Consider the following 21,096-nt stretch of genomic DNA (forward strand, 5'->3'; position numbering starts at 1 on the left):
GGCAGCTACACCATCGAGCGCACCTTCGACATCAACGCCGAGACCAAGGCCTCACTCGAAGCCGGCACAGCCGTCGTCGTCGTGCACGGCCTCGACCCGGCCACCCTGAGCGCCGAGGCCCAGGCGGCCAAGAGCGACCTGACCGAGGATCTTCCGCTGGCGGCCACTTCCCCGGCGCTGTGCGGAACCCTCATCCCTTCGCAGATGGGTGCCATGCCCAACGGCGGCGCCGACACCGGGGCTACCGAGGAGGCCGGTTCCAACATGGGCGTCATTGCCCTCGGAGGCGGCCTCGTCCTGGCAGCAGCCGCAGGCGGAACCTACATGGTCCGTCGCCGCAGCGCCGATCAGGCATAGGGAACGCCAGCACGGATCGGCGCCGGGCCGGATCACCCTGATCCGGCCCGGCGCCACAGGCCACCGCATGAGCTTTTCGGCTCCTGCGGTGGCCTACCCGTTCCCGTCCGGGGTTTACCGGGTACGGTTTCGGCACGGACGCGCGTTGAGCTTCACGCCCGGAATCGCGGGACGGACGCGGGGCCCTCCCTCAGGATTCGTCGTTTGCGGCCTCTTCAATCCAGTCCGTGGCCTGGTCCGAAAGAAAAAAGCCATCCGGTCCGTTCCCTCCAACCCATCGGGCCTCCGGGTGCACAACACCTCCGGCCGCAGCAATCGCGTCCACCACCGCCGGCGGGACCGCATCACCGTTGTTGGCGATCAGCCATACCTTCGTTGACTCACTCAGATTCGGCCACCACTCCTCTATCTCCATAGCGGAAGTCTTGCACTGCATGGGCATCCTTCGCGCCCCCGCGAGCGGGAAGGTGGAGAGGAATTTTTCTGCTCGGAAGGTTCCCGTTCCAGGGAAAGTCGAAGTCCGCCAGTAGCCCACGCAATGAATGAAGGAGTTCAATAAGGGGACGGCGGGCAGCGGGTCCACGGGTGGCTGAAGGGAACGGGCGCTATGCAGATGACCATGGAGTCGATAGCCAGGGCTTTTTCGGGCCACCGGTTTGAGGACGCCCTTCCGGAATTCAACGATGACGTTGCGTGGGAACTCGTGGGAGGTGAGGACGTAAGCGGCAAGCTGGCGGTTGCGGATATCTGCCGGTCTCTTATGCGGGATCTCAAGGACGTGCAGACTGATTTCGAGCGGTTCAGGGTCGTGGCCGCTGGCGATTCTGTGGTCGTTGACAGCGTTGCCCGCTACGCCGGCCCTGATGGCAGCCTCAGCCGGGTGGCGTCCTGCGATATTTACGACTTCGTTGACGGCCGAGTGGCAAGAATTCGCTCCTACAACGTGGAACTCGATCCCGGGCGCCCCTGAAGACGATTCCGACCTGACGGACAGGAGCCTGCCGGCCACCCGATCGGACAGCCTCGGGTCGTGCGGAGGTCACGGCCGGCAGGACCGCAGATTCACCCGCTCGTACCCGAAGGAGACGCATGGCAAAGCTCATCTACTCGATGATCACCTCGCTCGACGGCTACGCCGAGGCGGAGGGCGGCCTTGGCACCGGGGCCGAAGATCAGGAGGTGCACACCTTCATCGGCGACCGTTTTCGCCCCGTGCGCACGTTCCTCTACGGCCGCCGGATGTACGAGACGATGGTCTTTTGGGAGACCATACAGTACGAGCCCGACGTGCCGCCCCACATTTTGGAGTATGCCCGCGACTGGCAGTCCGCGGAGAAGATCGTGTACTCCACCACGCTGGAGTCGGTGTCCAGCGCGAAGACCAGAATCGAGCGGACCTTCGACCCTGAGGCGGTGCGCAAGCTCAAGGCCGAGTCTGAGCACGACCTCAGCGTCGACGGCCCGAACCTCGCGGCCCAGGCGATCGCGGCCGGTCTTGTAGACGAGTACCACCTGTTCATCACCACGAGCGTGGTCGGCGGGGGTAAGCGGTTCTTCCCCAACGGCGTGCGCCTCGATCTCGAGCTGGTCGAGGAGCGTGCCTTCGACAGCGGACTGATCTACGCGCGCTACCGGACCCCCTGAGCCGCGCCGGTTGATGACGCTGCCGGCGCCCGAGTCCGGAGGGTGAGGCTGGTCGCATGGACGGTTGCAGAGCGATCTCGCTCATCGACCTGGAACGTGCGAGCTCCCGTCGCTCGCCTCGACCGGCCTCAAACCCGTCGGGGTGGGAAGGACGGGGGCTCCGATTTTCCCTGCCGATGCTGCGGCGCGGTGCATGAACTTTTGGGAAGCATGCTTACTATGCTCAGAGGGGTGCCCCTCCGGATTTCGGCAACGAACCGGGTGGGCGGCCTGTACCGGTCTCACGCGTCGTCGACGCAATCAACCTGCACCACTCGTGCACCTACTGGAAGACACTTCATGACAACCGCAGACACAACGCGTTCTGGGGAACGCACCAACGTCCAAAAGGCAGCCCTCGCCGTAGGAGCAGTCTTCCTGCTCGTCGGGCTCCTTGGCTTCGTCCCGGGCATCACCTCCCAGTACGACCAGCTCGCCTTCGCAGGCCACCACTCCGAGGCGCTGCTCCTTGGCCTGTTCCAGGTGTCAGTCCTGCACAACATCGTCCACCTGCTGTTCGGTGTCGCCGGCGTCCTGCTCTCCCGCACCATCAGCGGCGCGCGCTCCTACCTCCTGTACGGCGGCATCGTCTACCTGGTCCTGTGGATCTATGGACTGGTCGTCGATCAGGAATCGGCCGGGAACTTCGTCCCGCTCAACGGTGCCGACAACTGGCTGCACCTGCTCCTGGGCGTCGGCATGATCGCCCTGGCGCTCCTGCTCACCCGCCGCACGACCACGGGCACGGCACGCGTCTAAGCCACAACCCTCAACCCGCCTCCCGGACTCATTCTGTTTCCGGGTGCGGCCGCAACAAACCGCAATGGGTAAGCGCTGCAGCGGTGATGTCGGTGTGATAGATTCCGCGACATCACCGCTGCACACCTGGGGCCCGCGAACCGGCACCCAGCAACACATTGCGCAGGCTCTCAAGCTTCCGCCCGATACAGGACTGGTTCAGGAGGGGTGGGTATTCCATCCGGCCTGGCAGCAGCCCAAGGGGGTGCGGTGTGAGGGATCTGGCTCCTAGACTGTAGTGATTATGGCCCTCTTTCGTCAGCTGGCGCGTGCCGCTTCCGCGCTCACCACTCCGCTCTCGCCGGAAGACTTCCTGGCGTTGTTCAATCCCGTCCATTCCTCCCGTCAGCTTCGTGGCGTCGTCACCCGCGTAGTCCACGAGACCGAGGATTCGGCCACCATCTACTTCCGCCCGGGGCCGCGCTGGCATGCACACCAGGCCGGCCAATGGGCGCGCATCGGCGTCGAGCTCAATGGAGTGCGCCAGTGGCGCTCTTACTCGTTGAGCAACGCGGCCGGCCACGACCCCGCAATCACGGTGAAGGACGCCGGGGCGGTGTCCCATGTGCTGGTCCGCGACACCAAACCGGGTGATGTCCTCTTCCTCGCGCCCCCTCAGGGTGACTTTGTTCTTCCCGAGCACCCCCGGCCCCTGCTTATGCTCACGGCCGGCAGCGGAATCACCCCTGTGATGTCGATGATCCGCACTCTTATCCCCCGCCGGCCCGACGCCGACGTGGTGCTGATCAATTCGAACAGTACGCCCGAAAAAAGCCTGTTCCGCGAGGAACTGGAAGAGCTCGCCGACCAGTTCCCCAACTTCAAGGTCCGCCACTGGTTCACCAGCGCCCGTGGCCGCCTCGAGTTCACCGCCAAGGCCATCGCCGACCTCTGCCCGGACTGGCGCGCGCGGGCTGCCTATGCCTGCGGTCCCGAAGGTTTCCTGAACGACGCCGAGAACCTCTGGACCCGTGAAGCCGCCCTCGAAGCCGCCCGCACGGTCCCAAACATCACGACCGGGCCCGAGGGACAGGCCGCAGGCAGCGGGACCCTGACTGTCGAACGCTTCAGCACCGACCTCACCGCCGGCGCAGGGCATGACGGCGGCTTGGTCGTGTTCGAACAGTCGGACCGCGAGGTCCAGGCCGACGGCGACACCCCGCTGCTCGACATCGGCGAGGATGCCGGCATTCTGATGCCGAGCGGCTGCCGCATGGGAATCTGCCACAGCTGTCTCGTCCCGCTGCGCGCCGGGCAGGTCCGCGACCTGCGCACGGGGGAACTGCACAACGCTCCCGGTCAACTCATCCAGACCTGCGTCTCGGCAGCCGCCGGGCCGGTGAACCTCGACCTCTAACCCCCGCTGAAGGAGTCCCCATGACCTCTACGCTGACCCGCCCAGGTGCCCTTGCTGCTTCCGGCCACCCCTTGGTCCGCCCCGAAGCCGCTCGGCACCTCTCCGATGAGCAGGTCGCGGAGCTGGGCCGCGAACTCGACGCCGTTCGCGACGAAGTCCTTGCCAAGCGCGGGACCTCGGATGCCGCCTATATCCGTCGCATCATCAAGATTCAGCGCACCCTGGAGTTCACCGGCCGCGGTGCCCTGCTGTTCAGCCGCTACAAGGCCGCCTGGGTCGCCGGTACGGCCATGCTGAGCCTCGCAAAAATCCTCGAGAACATGGAAATCGGCCACAACGTGCTGCATGGGCAGTGGGACTGGATGCGGGACCCTGACATTCACTCAACGACCTGGGAATGGGACTTCGTCACCCCGGCGCGCTCCTGGCAGCACACCCACAACGACCTTCACCACCGGTGGACCAACGTCATCGGCAAGGACCGGGACGTCGGATACAACCTGCTGCGCATGGATCCCGACCAGCCATGGCGCCCGTTCAACCTTGGCAACCCGCTCTACAACGCGGTCCTGGCACCGGTCTTCGAGTGGGGCATTGCGCTGTACGACCTCGAAATCCCGGAGTACAAGGAAGGCTTGAAGTCAAAGGAGGCGATGAACCGCGATCTCAAGGCCGTGGGCAAGAAGGTCCTGACGCAGTTCTCCAAGGACTACGCTGTCACTCCCCTCGTCGCGATGATCACCGGCTCCGGTAAGCAGGCTCTCTACGGGACCCTTGCCGCCAATGCCATCCGCAACTTCTGGGCGCACGCCGTGATCTTTTGCGGCCACTTCCCCGAAGGCACCGACACCTTCACCGAAGAAATGGTCGAGGGCGAAACGCGCGGGGACTGGTATGTCCGCCAGATGATCGGCTCGGCGAACATCTCCGGCTCCAAGTTCATGCACCTGATGACCGGCAACCTGTCCCACCAAATCGAACACCACTGCTTCCCGGACCTGCCCTCCAACCGGTACGCCGAGGTCGCCGTGAAGGTACGGGAGATCTGCGACCGCTACAAACTGCCCTACACCACGGGTCCACTGCCCAAGCAGGTCGGTTCCACCTGGGCCAAGATCTTCAAGCTCGCCCTTCCGCCCAAAGGCACGTTCAGGCGCACGAAGCCCGCTGCCTGAGTACTCTGACGCCCGGAGTCGGGCCCCGGCAGGGCCCGCTCCGGGAATAGAATCCCACTACTGGCGTTATATTGACCGAGCAGAACAAAAACCGGACCTCGGGCCGGCAGCGAGAGGCGTGCCCCTCGGCGTGCGGTCCGGGACGCCGTTCTCCGCAATTTCGGTCATTCCGCGCCCGCACCTCCCCTGATCCAACGTCAGGGACAGGCGGGGCCGGAAGGTGCTGCGGCAGAACGGCTGGCCCTCCCACCCAGATTGGAAATCATGCGTTTCATCAACCAGCCCAGCACGGATCTGACGTATTCGGATGTGTTCCTTGTGCCCTCGGCCTCGGAGGTGATCTCCCGTTTTGATGTGGATCTTGCCAGCGGGGATGGGACCGGGTCAACGATTCCGCTGGTGGTGGCGAACATGACGGCGGTGGCCGGGCGCCGGATGGCCGAGACCGTTGCCCGCCGCGGCGGGCTTACGGTGCTGCCCCAGGATGTTCCGGTGGAGGTCATCGCCGATGTCACCTCCTGGGTCAAGGGCCGGCACACGGTGTTTGAGACCCCGCTGAAGCTGCGGCCGGGCAACACCGTCATCGATGCCCTGCACCTGATCGACAAGCGCGCCCACGGCGCGGTGGTCGTCGTTGACGGCGCCGGGGGCTGTGTGGGTCTGGTGCGGGCCTCGGACTGCGAGGGTGTTGACCGCTTCGCGTCCCTGGAGTCGGTGATGCGGCTGAACCCGACTCCGATCGACGCGGCCCGCTTCGACGGGGACCCCGGGCAGGGCCTGCAGGGGGCCTTTGAGGAACTCGAGGCCGCCGGGATCCCGCTGGCGCCGGTGACCCGCGGCGGGATCCTGGAGGGGGTCATCACCCGGGCCGGTGCGCTGCGCTCGACCATCTACGCCCCGGCCGTTGACGCCCAGGGCAGGCTGCGGGTGGCCGCGGCCGTGGGCATCAACGGCGACGTCGAGGCCAAGGCCGCCTCACTGCTTCAGGCGGGCGTCGATGTCCTGGTCGTTGACACCGCCCACGGGCACCAGCGCAAGATGCTCGATGCCCTCAAGATCGTGCGCAGCCTCAACCCGCAGGTCCCCGTCGTGGCCGGAAACGTGGTCAGCGCCGACGGCGTGCGGGACCTGGTCGAGGCCGGGGCGGACATCGTGAAGGTCGGCGTGGGTCCGGGGGCCATGTGCACCACGCGGATGATGACCGCCGTGGGCCGGCCCCAGTTCTCCGCCGTCCACGAGGCCGCCGCGGCCGCCCGTGAGCTCGGCGCCCACGTCTGGGCCGACGGCGGGGTGCGCTACCCGCGCGATGTCGCCCTGGCCCTTGCCGCAGGGGCCAGCCAGGTCATGATCGGGTCCTGGTTCGCCGGGACGTATGAGAGCCCCGGGGACCTGCACTCCGACGGCGACGGGCGCCGCTACAAGGAGAGCTTCGGCATGGCCTCGGCCCGGGCGGTGCAGAACCGCACCCAGGCCGAGGACGTCTTCGCCCGTGCCCGCAAGGGATTGTTCGAGGAGGGCATCTCCACCTCCAAGATGTACCTCGACCCCCAGCGCCCCGGCGTGGAGGACCTGCTCGATATGATCACCGCCGGGCTGCGCAGCTCCATGACCTACGCCGGAGCCCGCTCCCTGACCGAGTTCCACGACCGCGCCGTCGTGGGCATCCAGTCCGCCGCCGGATACGAAGAAGGCCGCCCCGTCCAGCAAAGCTGGTAGGTGTTCCACCGGGAGGGGATCCGATCCCCTGACCCTTCATGGCCATCCGCGTCACCGACGCCCATCCCGTCCCCACCTGTGGTGCAACTGATCATGGCTGGCCTTCCGGATGGATTCGGTGACGCGGTTGAGCCGCACTGAATCCAAAGTCGAGGTTTGCCAGTGGAGGATGACGTCGTGCTGGGCATCTTCTCCAAGCAGCAGGACGCGCCGCACTTGTGGCTCGGTACCCTGGCCCACGAAAGCAAATATGTGCCCAATAAACATGTATGCCAACGGAGGTGGGGTTCATGAGCGAACCGAAACCGTTTGAGGTGGATGAATTGGGGTTGCTGTTTCACGGTACAAAAGCGGACCTCGCGGTGGGCGATTACTTGGTGCCGGGGCGGCGTTCGAATTTCGGCGGGGGAAGGACCGCGAATCACGTCTACGTGACGGCGACGCTGGACGCCGCGGCGTGGGGCGCTGAGCTGGCGGCAGGTGAGGGTCGTGGTCGGATCTACATCGTGGAACCGACAGGCGCACTCGAGGACGATCCCAACGTGACTGACAAGAAGTTCCGCGGCAATCCGACGCGGTCTTACCGTACCCGTGAACCGGTGAAGATCGTCGCCGAACTCGTGGATTGGGTTGGACACACACCTCAACAGGTGCAGGGCATGCGAGACGGCCTGGCCAACTTGGAGCGCGGGGGCCAGGCCGTCATTGACGACTGATCCGGTCACTTTGAGCAGTATGGGGCGGCGTTGGAGGCGACTGCCTTCTGGCCTTGAGGAAACCGTCGACGACGTCCCAGGCTGCAACAGCCACGATCACCGCGACTACGATGACACCGACGGTCCGGGCTGTGCCCGTCGTAGCCGCCGGATCCCAGCCCACCGCGTTGGAGAATGCCGGGTTGAGCAATCTGCCCTCGGACCATAGAAGGACCGCCGGGGCGGTGAAGGCGAGACTGAGAGCGAGGTTCACCACCGCGGGCAGACCGGACCACCCGCGCAGGTAGAGCCAGCACGCGAACACCATCTCAGCCACGAGAAGGACCAGAAACCATGGAATCCAGAAGGACCAGAGCGTGGGCTCAAGGAATGGGATCGGATTCCCGCTGGGATCCCGGACCACGGAGACCACGTGCTGCCAGATGATGGCACCAGCGAAGAGGGCCAGGAACACCAGCGACGCAACGAATTCCGCAAGGCGGCCCTGGCGCGAGCGGTCCGGCAGGTCCTGCAGCCGCTCGGGCGTCCACTCCGCGGTGCCTGTCGTGCCGCTGCTGCGCTCAAGGATGACGAACACCAGTGTGGTCCAAAAGCCGATGTGCACAGCCGCATTGATCGCAGTTGATACAGCACCACCGATTGCGTTCCCGGCGTCACCTGTCACCAGTAGCCGGACGAGAAATGAGGCGGTGGCAGCAATCGGCACGATGATGAGGGCGAGGGTCTTGAGGAGCCGCAGCCAGTCAAGGTAGTAGCTGGGCCCAATAAGCGTCAACGGCCGATCGACATACGCGGCGGCGAGCCGTTCCGGGTCACCCAGCTCAAGGAGGGCCGCCCTTTCCGCGGCGGACTCGTCCTCGCCGGAGGCGACACGGGCCTGCACGCTGTCCTCGATCATTTCCCGGATCTCCGGCTCGATGTCGGATCGCTGTGACTCCGGAACGGTCCGCGCTGCGGCCCAGACGTAGCGGTCGGTGAGTGTGGTCATGGCTTATCCCCTGTGACGAGGTGGTGGAGCGATGTTGTCAGTCGATCCCAGTCGGCGGCCAGAGTAGCGGCGAGGGCGTCACCGGCCGGGCTCGTCCTGTAGAACTTGCGCGGCCGGGACTCGGCGGTATTCCACTCGCTGGTGAGCAAGCCCTGTTTCTCAAGGCGCCGCAGGAGTGGATACAGCGTGTTCGCGTCGACGTGGATGCCGAGCGCCCCGAGGGACTCGAGAAGGGCGTACCCATAGTCGGGAGTCCTGAGGCGGGCGAGACAAGCGAGGACGACGGTGCCACGGCGTAATTCCTGAAGGTGTGCGGAAATCAGCGCGTCTTCATCCACATCCCATACGATAGTGTGCGTAACACACTATTGCAAGGGGGCAGCGTGGAGAAGTTCGTGAATTCCCGCACAGCGCGGCTGCTCCCGCACCGGTCGATTCATCGTTGAAACCGCAGTTTCGGGTCACCCCAAGGCGGCGACCAGGTCAACGCCGGACTGCTCTACTGATTCCTTCCAGAGACGCTGCGCAGCAGAACGGTCGCGCGCTCTTCGGCTCGGTTTTTCGACAACCGGTGTCCGGCCGCGCACCACGAATCGGGGACCGACGAACGCTCCACCGGGAAGTGAGGCATCGGTGGCGGCGCGCAGGATCGGTCGCGCCCCGGCTGCGGCCGGCTGAGTGACCAGCGGGACAATGAACCGCATGAACTGGTTGGATACGCCGCTGCCCTCGGTGCCGAGGTCGGTACGCGAGCCACCGGGGTGGGCTGCCACAACGGTGACGTGCGAGTCGGCGTCACTCAACTCCTCATGGAGCGAAGCGGTGAACAGCAGGTTGTCGAGCTTGCTGTGGAAGTAGGCACTCCACCGATCGTAGGCCCGCTCGATTCGCGGGTCAGGCAAGCCTCTTGCCGCCCGATGGCCCATGCTCGAAACGTTGACGACCCGGCCCGTCTCTGCTCGCTTGAGCAGGGGAAGCAGCAGTCCGGTGAGCGCAAAGTGACCCAGATGATTGACGCCATATTGCATTTCGAAACCCTGAACGGTGCGGGATTCATCAAGGGCCATGAGGCCGGCGTTGTTGATCAGCACATCGAGCGGCCGGCCCTCGGACAGGAGCCGTCCGGCGAGATCATGCACCGTGTTGAGATCAGCGAGGTCGAGCGGCACGACAGTTGGTCGGCTGCCCGGCACTGCATGCTCGATGCGCTCACGCGCAGACTCAGCTTTAGCCGGGTTGCGGCAGGCGAGCACCACTTCGGCGCCGGCACGGCTCAGTTCGAGCGCTGTTTCGAAGCCCAATCCGGCATTGGCTCCGGTAACGAGCACGCGGCGCCCGCTCAGGTCGGGGATATCTACGAGGGACCAGCCCATCATGTTTCCTTTCTCGGCGCAAAATGAATGTAGGTTCATGTTAGCCCATAACCTGAGCGTTCGTTCATAATAGGAGTGTGAGATCTGATGCCACCCGTAACGCCCAGGCGATTCTTCGCGCCGCCCGCGAGGTGGCCGCCGAGCGCGGTTTGTCTGCGTCGATGGCGGAAATTGCCGATCGGGCGGGAGTCGCCGTCGGCACGCTCTACCGCCACCATCCCACCAAACAGCACCTAATCTCGGCGGTGGCTGCCGACTCCGTGCGCCACATCATCGACGAGGCGGAGGCTGCGCTGCGCCGCACAGATGAAGGATCACCACCGGGGCAAGAGCTCGCCCGGTTGACGGAAAAAATCGTCCGCGCCCACGTCGACGATCGCGTGTTCAAGCAAGCCGCCGGTGCGGCGCAGTCCTACGCAGACGAGCCGCCCGCCGACACCGATGCGGCACGCGCGTGGGGCGCCGTCGCATCCTTGCTCGATCGGGCACAGGCGACCGGGGAGATTCGCCGAGACATCGACGTTAGCGATCTGGCCGTGCTTCTTGCCGGCGCCCCGGACGACGCTGCTCGGCTGCCGACCTACCTGCTCGTAGTCCTGGCCGGCTTGCGAGCCTGACGGCCAGGAGCTACCTCGCTTGATCCGGCTCTCACATCAGCGGATCGGGATCCTCGACGCGAAAGGGTATGACTGGCCGGTCATGCGCCGCTGAGGTCGATCCGATGGCCCTTCCACCTGCGGCGGAGCCACCGATCGTGGGAGGCGACGACGACGGTTCCTGGATATTCGGGGATGGCTGCCTCCAGTTGGGCAGCCAGAAGCAGGGAGAGGTGGTTCGTTGGCTCATCGAGCAGCAGCACATCCGGCGGGCTCGCAAGCAGCACGGCGAGCGCAAGCCGGCGTTGCTGACCGACACTGAGCGCGGTGACCGGACGGTTCTCATCCCGGGGCGCTATGAGTCCGAACGCCCCGAGGGGTATCTGTTCCGACAGCGTGTCCCCCACCAAATCCGTGTACGCCTGCCGCGCCGTGCGTCCGGGCCCCCGCTGATGCGGGTCGGGCAGGTGAATCTCCTGGGTCAGGAGGCCAACCCGCAGGGACGGAACCGAAGTCATTGTCCCGGACGTGGGGAGAAGCCGTCCTGCCAGCAGGTGCAGGAGCGTGGACTTCCCGGAACCGTTAGGTCCGGTGATCAGCCACTTCTCCCCCGCGCCAACCGTCACCAACGTACTGGCGAGGCGGCCTGCGACGGCGGCACCCGACACGATGAGGAGCGGCCCGGAACCGCTGCCGTTCAACGCGGGTATGCCGCCGCCGGCGGTAAGGCCTCGGAAACGCAGCACTTCGGGCGGTTTGCGGATCTGCGCCTCCTCCAGGTCCTCCAGGCGGGCCCGCGCGTCATTGACCCGGCGGGACACCGTCCTGGCATTCCGGTCGGCGTAATACTTGGCGGAGATGCGGGCCTCGGACCGCGGTGACCAGTGCTCGTGTCCCACGAGGTAGTTGCCGGGGGTGGCAGCGCGCAGCCGCCTCAGGTGGGATTGTTCATCGCGGTATTGGCGTTCCCACCGGTCCCTCGCATCGAGCCGGGCGCGAAGATAGTCGGTGTAGGTGCCCGTGAAGCGCACGGCTCCGATCGCCGTGCCGTCACCATCCCCGACGAGCGGCCCGGCGACTGCCTGCGGCAGCGGCGCAGGATCGAGGTCCACAAGCGACGTCACCACATCGTCGAGGAACGCACGATCATGGCTGGCGATAAGCACCGGTCCCCGCCACGAGACGAGGAGGCCGCGCAGGTACTGGGCAGCAGCGTCGTCAAGGTGATTCGTCGGTTCGTCGAGCAGGAGGACGTCCGGTGCGCTCAGCAACACCCACGCAAGGGACAGCCGTGAGCGCTGCCCGCCGGAGAGGTGACCGGTCTTCCGGTCGAATGGCAGATCAGCCAGGCCCAGTCCGGCGACCATTGAGGAGATCCGGGCGTCGACATCCCAGGCGCCAACCCGCTCCGCGGTCTCCAGTGCTGCAGCGAAGCCCGCTGCTGCTGCCTGGTCGTCGGGTGAGTCCGCCAAAGCGGTGCCTGTGGCTGCCACGGCATCGGCCGCCGCCCGCACCGGGGCAACCGCGGACTCCAGCGCGTCGGCGATTGACGCCGCTGCCGGGAAGGGTGGTTCCTGACGCAGCAGTCCGATGCGCGGCGGCGCACCACCGGGAAGCGTTGCCGACACTGTTCCCCCGTCAGGCGCTATCAAGCCCGCGATGATGCGCAGCAGCGTGCTCTTGCCGGAACCGTTTTCACCGATCACTCCGGTGCGGTCCGCCGTGACGGTGAACGACACATCGGTCAGGACGAGTCGTGTTCCGAATGAGATCGATATGCCGTCCACACGCAGGTGCGTCGCAGCGCGCGTCGGGCTGGAAGAAGTAGCCATGAGTATCCCCGGGTTCGGTCGACTTCCTGCCGGGCACCGGCCACGGACGCAGGAGAGGAGCGAGGATCACGAGAACATGGCACAACTATACGCATGCCGCCCGAAGCGGGCATGACAATAGACTCGCGTCATGCCAGTGACGATTGAACGCCTCGACGCCCGCCCTCGCTCGGATGCCGAGTTGGACGCGCTTTCCGAGGGGGCGTGGCCCGCATTCATTTCTGCAGACAAAGTGGTTGCCGCCTGCTGGGATCGGGTGCGCGCCGAGTTCGCGCACTTCGAACTCGCCGCGGTCGATGGTTCTGCCTTGGCCGCGAACGGCTGGGCCGTGCCGGTGTGCTGGGATGGGACCCGCGAGGACCTGCCCGGCGGGTACACCGGAACCCTCGTGCGGGCGCTCGAGAATCTCGACGAGAACGCGGCACCCAACACGCTCGTTGTCTGCGCAGCTCAAGTCCAACCGGGCCTCCAGGGAACAGGGCTAGCCACAGAGCTCCTCAGCGCGTTCGTCGACCGTGCCCCTGCGTGGGGGCTGGGATCCGTGATCGTTCCACTGAGGCCAACCCTGAAGCACCGCTACCCGCTGACGCCGATCAGCGACTACGCCGGCTGGACCCGCAACGACGGGCTGCCCGTTGATCCGTGGCTGCGGACCCACGTTCGAATGGGAGCGGCCGTGCTCTCCTCCACCGAGGTTTCCCAGACAATGACCGGAACCGTCACCGAATGGGAGACCTGGACAAATTTGGCCTTCCCGGAAAGTGGCGCCTACGTCATCGATGGCGGCCTCTCCCCACTGATCATCAACACCGAACGTGACCACGGCATCTACAACGAACCAGGCATCTGGCTGCAACATCGATGAGCCGACCGCCGGGAACCCGAAAACATCGTGGAACCTGACCGAAAGTGGCAGAACTCGAGGAGGGTCCGGCCAGGAGTGCGGAGATGGACCACGCGACCGGCTTAGGGTTGCATGGTGATTCCCTCTTCTGAACCCTATGAGTTCGACCAGAACACGCAACGGATCGATCGGGCACGGGTTCACGCCTGGCTCAGCACCGAAGCGTACTGGGCGCTGGGACGCCGCCGTGAGGTTCAGGACGCGGCCATTGACGCGTCGCGGAATTACGGCATGTACCGAAGGGGCACCGGAGACCAGGTCGCCTACGCACGCGTGATCACCGATGGCGTCACCTTTGCGTGGCTCTGCGACGTCTTCGTGGCGGAATCGGTCCGGGGCGTTGGCGTCGGCAAGGCATTGATCGCCGGTGTGGCAGGCGACCTCGACGGCCTGGCGGTCAAGCGGACGGTCCTGGTGACCGACGATGCCCACGGCCTCTACGGCCGGTTCGGCTTCAAGGCCCTCTCCGATCCGGGCCGGTGGCTCGCGCGCGAACGCAGCCCCAGAACCATCGATGGAGGCACCGCTTAAGCCACAGCAGGGCTGCTCATTCACTCGACCAGTGCGGCGGGAACACCAGGTCCGTGGGTATGCGTGTCCTTTGGCTGCCGATCGCGGCGTTGAGCTGCGGCTGGGTCAGGTACAGGGCTTCCGCGAGATCGGCGCCCTCAAGCTGCGCATCCCTGAGGTCCGCTCCGAGCAGGTCAACCGCCGACAGGTCACTCCCCCGCAGGTCCGCGGCAATGAGATAGGCGCCTCTGAGGTCCGCCCCGCACAAGCGGCGGCGCCGGAAATTTTTCCCCATCAGATCCGCACCGGGATGCAGTGCGGGCTCCAGATGGTCCCCACCTTCGGCGAAGTAGGAAGCACGCACTTCTTCGCTGACCTCAATCAACACAGACCGCACCTCGAGGCGGAGGCCCTCGACGTCGAGGGAGAGCAGTGCCTCCCTGTCTCCGCCTACCGCGTGCTCGATGGTCCTCGTCAGCAGCGCGGCGCGGTCTGCGGTATCGGGATCGAATGTACGCGTCCGTGCCTCTGCCAGGTACCGAAGCATCTCGTGAAGCTGCCGTGCCGCTTTGAACGCGTCGAACATTTCAGTCCTTGTGCCGGGATCCTCGATCCAGCTCGTTCCCCCAAAGAAGCGCTGGGATACGTTCTGGCCGGCGCCGAAACAATCGAAGACCGAGCAGCCGCGGAAGCCCCTGGGGTGCAGGGTGTCGTGGATGGTGCAGGAAAAGTCGGGCGCGAGGTTCCGGCATGGCGACCCGGCCGGTTTGTCGAGGGCAAACTCCGTAGAGCGGGAAAACCCGAAGGCGGTGCAGCAGAGGGCAAAGCAATTGCCGCAATCGGGGCGGAGGGAACGCCGTCCAGGGGCGGCAAAGGGTACGGGGGTAGTAGTGCTGTCCATGTGATCTTCCAGTGAGGTGTGCTGTGGTGGGCCGGGAGTCGGGGAACTTGGTCCCCCGCACGGTCACACGGGATCAGCGCTCCCGGTGGGAGCGAACTGGAATGGCTGTAGAAGCTCTGGGTCACAGAGAAGAAGAAAGCGTCACTGGCATCAGGATATACGCCCTCACCGGCATGTGGCAGCGTTTTATCCGTACGTTGAGGGCTGCTGCGCGGGCGTTACAGCAGGTCGAGCGCGTCGCAGCGGATGTGCACCGGTTCGGTGGTGCGTTTCGCCGAAAGGACGGCGCGCCTGGTCCTCAGCTGGCCCACGGCGTGGGCTGCGGCACGGTAGGTGAAGAAGACGAGGAGGCGGTGGGTTCCCTCTCCTGCAAGGTGGCCGTTCTCCCGCTCGGGTCCGCGGCCCCCGGCTGACGCAACCGGAACCGGACCGACGGTCCGAACGAACCCGGAGGTGTCGATTCCCTCGGTGAACGCGGCCAGCGCTTCGCGGCTGCCGGTCAGGGCGGCGTACCGGACGGCTGGTGGAAGGCCAAGTTCCTGCCGGAGGGCGAGTTCCCGGGACGCGGCACCGCGGGGATCCCACCGCACCAGCGCCCCGACCGCTGCGTCGTCGTCGGCCGTGACGACCACAAGCCCGCCTTCGGCCGCGGGCCGGGCAAGCACCGCCGCGGAGAACCAGCGCCGGAGGGTGTCTTCGCCCGCGCGCAGCGACTCGCGGCTGAGCATAGCGCTTCCATCGAGCAGGATCACCGCGGCATACCCGCCGGCGGCAACGGGTTCAGCGCCCGGAGTCGCCACAACGACGGCCGGGGTGTCAGGAACGGCGTCGACGACGTGTTCACCCGCCGAGGAGACGACCGGAACACCCGGGAAGGCACGCCCCAGCTCCTCGGCCGTCCGGGTTGCCCCGGCAATGCCCGCCCGGATGGTGGTGCCGCCGCAGGAGGCGCAGTGCCAGCGCGGATCGGGGCGCCCGCACCAGCGGCACTGGGGGATCCCTCCCCTGCTGTGCTGGGCGAGCGGGCCGGTGCAGTTGACGCAGCGGGCGGGCCGCCGGCAGTCGGCGCAGGCGATTGCCGGTGAGAAGCCGGTCCGCGCGACCTGAAGGAGCACCGGTCCGCGGGTGAGCCCGTCCTGGGCGGCTTTCCACGCAGACGACGGAATGCGCGCCTGGGTGGCGAGCGGGTCGCGTTCGCGGTGGAAGGCATCGGCCGCATGCTGGACCCGCGGCACGCTCCTGCGGATCTCGGGGCGTTCGGCGTGGATCGACCGGGCCCAGCCCGTTTCGACGAGCCGGTGCGCCTCGGTGCTGAGGGACGTCGATGCGACCAGAACGCCGGCGTTTTCCTGGTCGGCTCGAAGCAGTAGGACGTCGCGCACGTGCTGGTAGGGGGCGCGCTGTTCGAAGTGGGAGTCGTCGCCGTCATCCCACACGCAGACGAGCCCGAGGTCGGCCACCGGTGCGTAGGCCGCCGACCGTGTCCCCACTGCGACCCGCGCGTGTCCGTGCAGCAGGCGCAGGAAATTGCGGTAGCGCGGGGTGGGGCCGTCTTCGGCGGTGAGCCGGGCCACCATCTCGTCGCCGAGCCGGCGCACCAGCGCCGCTTCGACCCGGGCGAGGTCGCGCTGGTCGGGTACGACAACGATGGCGCCGCGCCCGCTGAGGGCGACGGCGGCGACGGCGTCGGTGATTTCCTCGGGCCAGGCCCGTGGCCCGTACCCTCCCACCGACGTCAGGACCGCGCGAGGGGACCCTCCCGCTGCGAGGTGCAGCAGGAACGCTTCTCCGTGGACGTAGCGGCTGTAGCTGCCGGAGGCGGCGCCCTTCAGGACGGTCATGGGGGGCAGGCCCGGTGCCGCTGCGGGGAGGGCGGCGCCCGGTGCAGGCGGCTCAAACTCCTTCTCGACGCGGGCGGCCCGCGGCGGCACGGCTACACGGAGGACGTCGCTGACGGTGCCAGCCGAGCGCAGCGCCACGGACTGGGCGAGCTTGAGCACCTCGGGGGTCAGCACCGACTGGGCCGAGATGATCTTCCCGAGGGGCAGGAGCTTGGCCGTGGATTCTGAGGCGGGCAGGCGTGCGGCAAGATAGCCGGTCTGCTCCTTGCCGGCGAACCGGACCTTGACCCGGACGCCGGGCTGCGCGTCGGCATCGAGTTCCTGGGGCACGTAGTAGTCGAAGGCTCGGTCGAGGTGGGGCAGCGGCGAGTCGAGCAGCACCTGCGCCACAGGGTTGACTGCGGCGGCCCCCGGGCTGGCCGACGGCAGCCGGGGCGCGCCGAAACCGTGAAGCAGCGACAGCTGGCCGCCGTCCGTCCCCGCAGTGCTGCTCATTGCCGTTGTACCCGCTGTCGTAGCTCTTGCCGTTTAGGCGTTGAAGTAGCTCCTCAGCTTATCGACGCGGTCTGTCAGTTCCCAGTTGAAGCCTGCATCTTCGCGGCCGAAGTGCCCGTGGGCAGCGGTCTTTTGGTAGATCGGGCGCTTGAGGTCGAGGGCGTTGATGATGCCCAGAGGGCGGAGGTCGAAGATTTCGCGGATCGCCTTGCCGATGGCCAGGGGGTCGACGGTTTCGGTGCCGAAGGTCTCAACGTAGATTCCGACGGGGTGGGCCATGCCGATCGCATAGGCGATCTGGATCTCGGCGCGGCGGGCCAGCCCGGCCGCCACGACGTTCTTGGCGACCCAGCGCATCGCATACGCGGCGGAGCGGTCAACCTTCGACGGGTCCTTGCCGCTGAAGGCGCCCCCGCCGTGCCTGGCGCTGCCACCGTAGGTGTCCACGATGATCTTCCGTCCGGTGAGCCCGGCGTCGCCAACCGGTCCACCGATAATGAACTCGCCGCCCGGGTTGAGGATGTGGCGCACCGAGGAGCTGTCAAGGTGCGAGGTTTCAAGCACGGGGTTGATGACGTGGGTGACGAGGTCGGCCCGCAGCTCATCCAGCGACACTTCCGCCGCGTGCTGGGAGGAGATGACGACCGAGTCGACCGAAACCGGGATGTCGCCGTCATAACCGATGGTGACCTGGGTTTTCCCGTCGGGCCGCAGGTACGGAAGCGTCCCGTCCTTGCGCACCGCGGTCAACTGCTCCGAGAGACGGTGGGCCAGCCAGATCGGGGTGGGCATCAGCACCGGCGTCTCATCGCTGGCGTATCCGAACATGATGCCCTGGTCGCCTGCGCCCTGGGCGTCGTAAGGGTCGATGCCCTTGCCTTCGCGCACCTCGACCGAGGTGAAGACTCCCGAGGCGATCTCCGGCGACTGCTGGCCGATGGAGACCGAAACCCCGCAGCGGGCGCCGTCGAAACCGTTGGCCGAGGAGTCGTAGCCAATGCCGAGGATGGTGTTGCGGACGATCTCGGGGATCTCCACGTACGCCTCGGTCGTGACCTCCCCCGCCACGTGTACAAGACCGGTGGTCACCAGGGTTTCCACGGCGACCCGGGATTCGGGGTCGGACTCGAGCAGGGCGTCGAGAATGGCGTCGCTGATCTGGTCGCAGATCTTGTCGGGGTGGCCCTCGGTGACCGACTCGGAGGAAAAGAGCCGCAGCGCGGCAGGATTGGAACTGGCTGAATTCACGTATTCACTCTACTTGGTTCGTTGGCCGGCGCTCGAAATTCGTTCCGGCGCCCGGGCGTCAGGGTTTGAGGGCCTTGGCCGCACGGGCAACGACGGCGGCCGCCACCTCGCGCTTGGTTCCGTTGACGGGCTCCGATTCGGTGCCGTCGGCCCCAAGGAGGATGACCGAGTTCTCGTCCTGGCCGAACACCTTGTCCCGCCCCACCACGTTGAGCACCAGCAGGTCGCAGCCCTTGGAGCGGAGCTTGGCCCGGGCATGGGTCAGGGGATCGGATCCGGCATCGCCGGTTTCGGCGGCGAATCCCACAATGACGCCGGGGGTTCCTGTTGTGCCGGCGTCGCGGACCTCGACGGCTTCGCGCAGGATGTCAGGGTTGCGGACCAGGGTGATGACCGGGTCGACGCCGTCCGCGCTCTTCTTGATTTTCGTGTCCGCGACCTCGGCGGGGCGGAAGTCGGCGACGGCGGCGGCCATGATCAGTACGTCGGTTTCCGGCAGTGCGGCGAGCACGGCGTCCCGCAGCTCAAGTGCTGTCTCAACGCGGGTGAGCGCGACGCCGGAGGGCGGGGGCACCTCGGTTGAGGCTGCGATCAGCCGGACTGTCGCGCCCTCGGCGAGGGCCGCGGCGGCCAGGGCCATCCCCTGTTTGCCGGAGGAACGGTTGCCGAGGAAGCGCACCGGGTCGAGCGGTTCGCGCGTTCCGCCGGCCGTGATGGTCACGGTGCGCCCGGCGAGCAGCCCGGAGCCCGTGGCGGCCTCGTAGGCGGCCATCGCGGCGGCGAAGATGTCGGCGGGCTCTGGGAGCCGGCCCGGGCCGGTATCGGACCCGGTGAGGCGCCCCGATGCCGGCTCCATGACCGTGACGCCCCGCGCGCGGAGCAGCGCGACGTTCGCGGCCGTTGCGGGGTGGCGCCACATTTCGGTGTGCATGGCGGGGGCCATGAAAACCGGTCCGGAGGCCATCAGCAGGGTTCCTGTGAGCAGGTCGTTGGCAAGGCCAGACGCGGCGCGCGCCATCAGGTCCGCGGTGGCGGGAGCCACGACCACCAGGTCGGCTTCGTGTCCGAGCCGCACGTGGTTGACCTTGTCGACGTCGTCAAAGACGCTGTTGCTCACCGGATTCCCGGAGAGCGCCTCCCAGGTGGCGGTGCCAACGAACCGCGTTGCCGCCTCGGTGGGGATGACAGTGACATTGTGGCCGGCCTCCGTAAAGAGGCGAAGGAGGGATGCGGCCTTGTAGGCCGCGATCCCTCCTCCAACGCCGAGGATTATCCGCACGGAGTTTCTTTGCTCAGCTGTCTCTGCCGGTTGCTACTCGGCCTGCTCCATGGGAGCGGCGACGAGCATTCCCTCGTCGATTTCGCGCAGGGCGATCGACAGGGGCTTCTCGTTCAGGCGGGTGTCGACAAGGGGGCCGACGTACTCGAACAGGCCCTCGTGGAGCTGGGAGTAGTAGGCGTTGATCTGCCGGGCGCGCTTGGCGCCGTAGATCACGAGGGCATACTTCGAGTCCGACGCCTCAAGCAGGGAGTCGATCGGCGGGTTGATGATGCCTTCAGGCTGTGTAGACACAGAATCTCCAAAAATTTGTTTGTTCCTCGTCCCTCGGCGTGCGCGTCAGCGCTGCAAAGGGCGGAGTCCCATCAGTGAAACAAGCTCGTCCGCCGCATGCTCGACACTGTCGTTGACCACGGTGTGGTCGAATTCAGGTTCGGCGGCAAGTTCCAGTTTAGCGGTTTCCAGCCGCCGCTGCTGTTCCTCGAGGGTTTCGGTGCCCCGGCCCACGAGACGGCGCACCAATTCCTCCCAGGTGGGCGGGGCCAGGAAGACGAAATTCGCCTCGGGCATCGTCTGCTTGACCTGCCGCGCGCCCTGGAGATCGATCTCCAGAAGCACACACCGGCCCTCGTCCATTGCCTCCTGCACGGTGCTGCGGAGAGTCCCGTAGCGGTTGCGTCCGTGGACCACGGCCCACTCGAGCAGTTCGCCGTCGGCGACCAGGGCGTCGAACTCATCGGGTGAGACGAAGTAGTAGTGGACTCCGTGGATTTCTCCGGGTCTCGGCGGGCGGGTGGTGGCCGAGACGGACAACCAGACGTCGGGGTAGTTGTCCCGGATGTAGGTTGACACTGTTCCCTTGCCGACGGCCGTCGGTCCGGCCAATACTGTCAGCCGCGGCTGCGACACGTGGTTCCTCACTTACTGGCCGGGCCAGAATGCTGTTCGTTCAGGTGATCAATGAGCGCCTTGCGCTGGTGGATGCCGAGGCCCCGCACGCGCCGCGTGGCGGCGATGCCAAGATTCGTCATGATCGCGGAGGCCCGGACCTCCCCCACGCCCGGCAGGGCTTTCAGGAGATCGAGCACTTTGAGCCGGCCGACAGCTTCATCGTCCGAACCGCTTTCAATAACTTCGGCTACTGAGACCTTACCTGTTTTGAGCTGGCTCTTAATGTCGGCACGGACTGTCCTGGCCGCGGTGGCCTTCTCGCGAGCCTGTTTTCTTTCGACGTCCGTCAATGGCTTCAGGCTCACAAGGGCTCCCCTGCAGTAGGCGGCGGCCGGAACGTACCGGCTGCCGCTGGTCTCGTGGATGCGGGCTCCTC

The 21,096-nt window shown here is 66.4% G+C and carries 22 protein-coding genes and 1 pseudogene; 11 read left to right on the top strand and 12 right to left on the bottom strand.

Translation table 11 applies throughout. The features are described 5' to 3' along the window. A partial coding sequence (locus tag AC4D2R_RS05770) for a GVDTG sorting domain-containing protein (protein WP_490938399.1) occupies positions 1-357 on the top strand: 357 nt, incomplete at its 5' end. Positions 358-547: 190 nt separating this feature from the next. Here AC4D2R_RS05770 and AC4D2R_RS05775 read toward each other — a convergent pair. Continuing rightward, positions 548-940: a hypothetical protein gene (locus AC4D2R_RS05775; RefSeq protein ID WP_490938401.1), complete on the bottom strand. Its 393-nt coding sequence runs from the start codon at positions 938-940 to the stop codon at positions 548-550. Between the two features lie 24 nt (positions 941-964). On the opposite strand from AC4D2R_RS05775, the gene AC4D2R_RS05780 reads away from it, so the two are divergent. The 7 genes from AC4D2R_RS05780 to arr all read left to right on the top strand — a co-directional run bounded on the left by AC4D2R_RS05780 (position 965) and on the right by arr (position 7,802). Continuing rightward, on the top strand, positions 965-1,327 hold the full coding sequence (locus AC4D2R_RS05780; RefSeq protein WP_490938403.1) for a nuclear transport factor 2 family protein: 363 nt from the start codon (positions 965-967) through the stop codon (positions 1,325-1,327). Positions 1,328-1,446: 119 nt separating this feature from the next. Further along, the gene (locus AC4D2R_RS05785) at positions 1,447-2,001 is read left to right on the top strand and encodes a dihydrofolate reductase family protein (protein ID WP_490938405.1); all 555 of its coding nucleotides are present in this window, start codon (positions 1,447-1,449) and stop codon (positions 1,999-2,001) included. 339 nt (positions 2,002-2,340) lie between these two features. After that, positions 2,341-2,799: a DUF4383 domain-containing protein gene (locus AC4D2R_RS05790; protein WP_490938407.1), complete on the top strand. Its 459-nt coding sequence runs from the start codon at positions 2,341-2,343 to the stop codon at positions 2,797-2,799. A gap of 283 nt (positions 2,800-3,082) precedes the next feature. Then, positions 3,083-4,195, top strand: a complete 1,113-nt coding sequence (locus AC4D2R_RS05795) for a ferredoxin reductase (RefSeq protein ID WP_490938409.1) — start codon at positions 3,083-3,085, stop codon at positions 4,193-4,195. Between the two features lie 20 nt (positions 4,196-4,215). Continuing rightward, positions 4,216-5,370 carry a fatty acid desaturase family protein gene (locus AC4D2R_RS05800; protein WP_490938411.1) on the top strand — a complete coding sequence of 385 codons (1,155 nt, stop codon included), beginning with the start codon at positions 4,216-4,218 and terminating at the stop codon, positions 5,368-5,370. A 264-nt stretch (positions 5,371-5,634) separates the two neighbouring features. Then, positions 5,635-7,086, top strand: coding sequence for a GMP reductase (gene guaB1, locus AC4D2R_RS05805; RefSeq protein WP_490938413.1), 1,452 nt, complete (start codon positions 5,635-5,637; stop codon positions 7,084-7,086). Between the two features lie 290 nt (positions 7,087-7,376). Then, a complete protein-coding gene (gene arr, locus AC4D2R_RS05810) occupies positions 7,377-7,802 on the top strand; it encodes an NAD(+)--rifampin ADP-ribosyltransferase (protein ID WP_490938415.1) in 426 nt (141 codons plus the stop codon). On the opposite strand, the gene AC4D2R_RS05815 is transcribed toward arr, so the two are convergent. From AC4D2R_RS05815 to AC4D2R_RS05825, 3 genes are all read right to left on the bottom strand, one after another. Then, positions 7,789-8,790, bottom strand: a complete 1,002-nt coding sequence (locus AC4D2R_RS05815) for a permease prefix domain 1-containing protein (RefSeq protein WP_490938417.1) — start codon at positions 8,788-8,790, stop codon at positions 7,789-7,791. The two genes, arr and AC4D2R_RS05815, sit on opposite strands and share 14 nt — an antisense overlap. After that, entirely contained in the window at positions 8,787-9,128 is a 342-nt protein-coding gene (locus tag AC4D2R_RS05820) for a PadR family transcriptional regulator (protein WP_490938419.1), read from the bottom strand. Before AC4D2R_RS05820 ends, AC4D2R_RS05815 begins: the two co-directional genes overlap by 4 nt. Before the next feature lie 123 nt (positions 9,129-9,251). Then, positions 9,252-10,166: an oxidoreductase gene (locus AC4D2R_RS05825; protein WP_490938421.1), complete on the bottom strand. Its 915-nt coding sequence runs from the start codon at positions 10,164-10,166 to the stop codon at positions 9,252-9,254. A gap of 74 nt (positions 10,167-10,240) precedes the next feature. Here AC4D2R_RS05825 and AC4D2R_RS05830 point away from each other — a divergent pair, with 74 nt between their 5' ends. Beyond that, positions 10,241-10,780: a TetR/AcrR family transcriptional regulator gene (locus tag AC4D2R_RS05830; RefSeq protein ID WP_490938423.1), complete on the top strand. Its 540-nt coding sequence runs from the start codon at positions 10,241-10,243 to the stop codon at positions 10,778-10,780. Between the two features lie 80 nt (positions 10,781-10,860). On the opposite strand, the gene AC4D2R_RS05835 is transcribed toward AC4D2R_RS05830, so the two are convergent. Further along, positions 10,861-12,591, bottom strand: a complete 1,731-nt coding sequence (locus AC4D2R_RS05835) for an ABC-F family ATP-binding cassette domain-containing protein (RefSeq protein WP_490938425.1) — start codon at positions 12,589-12,591, stop codon at positions 10,861-10,863. Between the two features lie 130 nt (positions 12,592-12,721). On the opposite strand from AC4D2R_RS05835, the gene AC4D2R_RS05840 reads away from it, so the two are divergent. Together AC4D2R_RS05840 and AC4D2R_RS05845 are read left to right on the top strand one after the other, a co-directional pair. Then, positions 12,722-13,456 (top strand): hypothetical protein, encoded by a 735-nt coding sequence (locus tag AC4D2R_RS05840; RefSeq protein WP_490938427.1) that lies wholly within the window; start codon positions 12,722-12,724, stop codon positions 13,454-13,456. Between the two features lie 111 nt (positions 13,457-13,567). After that, complete coding sequence (locus AC4D2R_RS05845; RefSeq protein ID WP_490938429.1) at positions 13,568-14,026, top strand: GNAT family N-acetyltransferase; 459 nt, start codon at positions 13,568-13,570, stop codon at positions 14,024-14,026. A 16-nt stretch (positions 14,027-14,042) separates the two neighbouring features. Here the strand turns inward: AC4D2R_RS05845 and AC4D2R_RS05850 are convergent, their stop codons facing one another. The 7 genes and pseudogenes from AC4D2R_RS05850 to mihF all read right to left on the bottom strand — a co-directional run bounded on the left by AC4D2R_RS05850 (position 14,043) and on the right by mihF (position 21,025). Then, positions 14,043-14,906 (bottom strand): pentapeptide repeat-containing protein, encoded by an 864-nt coding sequence (locus tag AC4D2R_RS05850; RefSeq protein WP_490938431.1) that lies wholly within the window; start codon positions 14,904-14,906, stop codon positions 14,043-14,045. 218 nt (positions 14,907-15,124) lie between these two features. Further along, entirely contained in the window at positions 15,125-17,242 is a 2,118-nt protein-coding gene (locus AC4D2R_RS05855) for a primosomal protein N' (protein ID WP_490938433.1), read from the bottom strand. 33 nt (positions 17,243-17,275) lie between these two features. Continuing rightward, positions 17,276-18,490 carry a methionine adenosyltransferase gene (gene metK, locus AC4D2R_RS05860; protein WP_490938435.1) on the bottom strand — a complete coding sequence of 405 codons (1,215 nt, stop codon included), beginning with the start codon at positions 18,488-18,490 and terminating at the stop codon, positions 17,276-17,278. 58 nt (positions 18,491-18,548) lie between these two features. Then, positions 18,549-19,781, bottom strand: a pseudogene (gene coaBC, locus AC4D2R_RS05865) (bifunctional phosphopantothenoylcysteine decarboxylase/phosphopantothenate--cysteine ligase CoaBC); the annotation flags it as partial. 21 nt (positions 19,782-19,802) lie between these two features. Next, positions 19,803-20,063, bottom strand: coding sequence for a DNA-directed RNA polymerase subunit omega (gene rpoZ / locus AC4D2R_RS05870; RefSeq protein WP_120165450.1), 261 nt, complete (start codon positions 20,061-20,063; stop codon positions 19,803-19,805). A gap of 45 nt (positions 20,064-20,108) precedes the next feature. Further along, positions 20,109-20,678, bottom strand: coding sequence for a guanylate kinase (gmk, locus tag AC4D2R_RS05875; protein ID WP_490938437.1), 570 nt, complete (start codon positions 20,676-20,678; stop codon positions 20,109-20,111). 8 nt (positions 20,679-20,686) lie between these two features. Continuing rightward, positions 20,687-21,025, bottom strand: a complete 339-nt coding sequence (gene mihF / locus AC4D2R_RS05880) for an integration host factor, actinobacterial type (protein WP_490938439.1) — start codon at positions 21,023-21,025, stop codon at positions 20,687-20,689. Positions 21,026-21,096: the final 71 nt, after the last annotated feature.

Source organism: Arthrobacter sp. TJ-217 (genome assembly GCF_058269255.1).

What these genes read in the sequence shown, in the direction of transcription:
- AC4D2R_RS05845 (WP_490938429.1), top strand. Translation starts at nt 13,568, where the DNA reads ATGGTGATTCCCTCTTCTGAACCCTATGAGTTCGACCAGAACACGCAA.
- guaB1 (WP_490938413.1), top strand. Translation starts at nt 5,635, where the DNA reads ATGCGTTTCATCAACCAGCCCAGCACGGATCTGACGTATTCGGATGTG.
- AC4D2R_RS05825 (WP_490938421.1), bottom strand. Translation starts at nt 10,166, where the DNA reads ATGATGGGCTGGTCCCTCGTAGATATCCCCGACCTGAGCGGGCGCCGC.
- AC4D2R_RS05850 (WP_490938431.1), bottom strand. Translation starts at nt 14,906, where the DNA reads ATGGACAGCACTACTACCCCCGTACCCTTTGCCGCCCCTGGACGGCGT.
- arr (WP_490938415.1), top strand. Translation starts at nt 7,377, where the DNA reads ATGAGCGAACCGAAACCGTTTGAGGTGGATGAATTGGGGTTGCTGTTT.
- AC4D2R_RS05780 (WP_490938403.1), top strand. Translation starts at nt 965, where the DNA reads ATGCAGATGACCATGGAGTCGATAGCCAGGGCTTTTTCGGGCCACCGG.
- AC4D2R_RS05835 (WP_490938425.1), bottom strand. Translation starts at nt 12,591, where the DNA reads ATGGCTACTTCTTCCAGCCCGACGCGCGCTGCGACGCACCTGCGTGTG.
- AC4D2R_RS05785 (WP_490938405.1), top strand. Translation starts at nt 1,447, where the DNA reads ATGGCAAAGCTCATCTACTCGATGATCACCTCGCTCGACGGCTACGCC.
- AC4D2R_RS05815 (WP_490938417.1), bottom strand. Translation starts at nt 8,790, where the DNA reads ATGACCACACTCACCGACCGCTACGTCTGGGCCGCAGCGCGGACCGTT.
- AC4D2R_RS05790 (WP_490938407.1), top strand. Translation starts at nt 2,341, where the DNA reads ATGACAACCGCAGACACAACGCGTTCTGGGGAACGCACCAACGTCCAA.
- AC4D2R_RS05855 (WP_490938433.1), bottom strand. Translation starts at nt 17,242, where the DNA reads ATGAGCAGCACTGCGGGGACGGACGGCGGCCAGCTGTCGCTGCTTCAC.
- AC4D2R_RS05800 (WP_490938411.1), top strand. Translation starts at nt 4,216, where the DNA reads ATGACCTCTACGCTGACCCGCCCAGGTGCCCTTGCTGCTTCCGGCCAC.
- AC4D2R_RS05795 (WP_490938409.1), top strand. Translation starts at nt 3,083, where the DNA reads ATGGCCCTCTTTCGTCAGCTGGCGCGTGCCGCTTCCGCGCTCACCACT.
- AC4D2R_RS05840 (WP_490938427.1), top strand. Translation starts at nt 12,722, where the DNA reads ATGCCAGTGACGATTGAACGCCTCGACGCCCGCCCTCGCTCGGATGCC.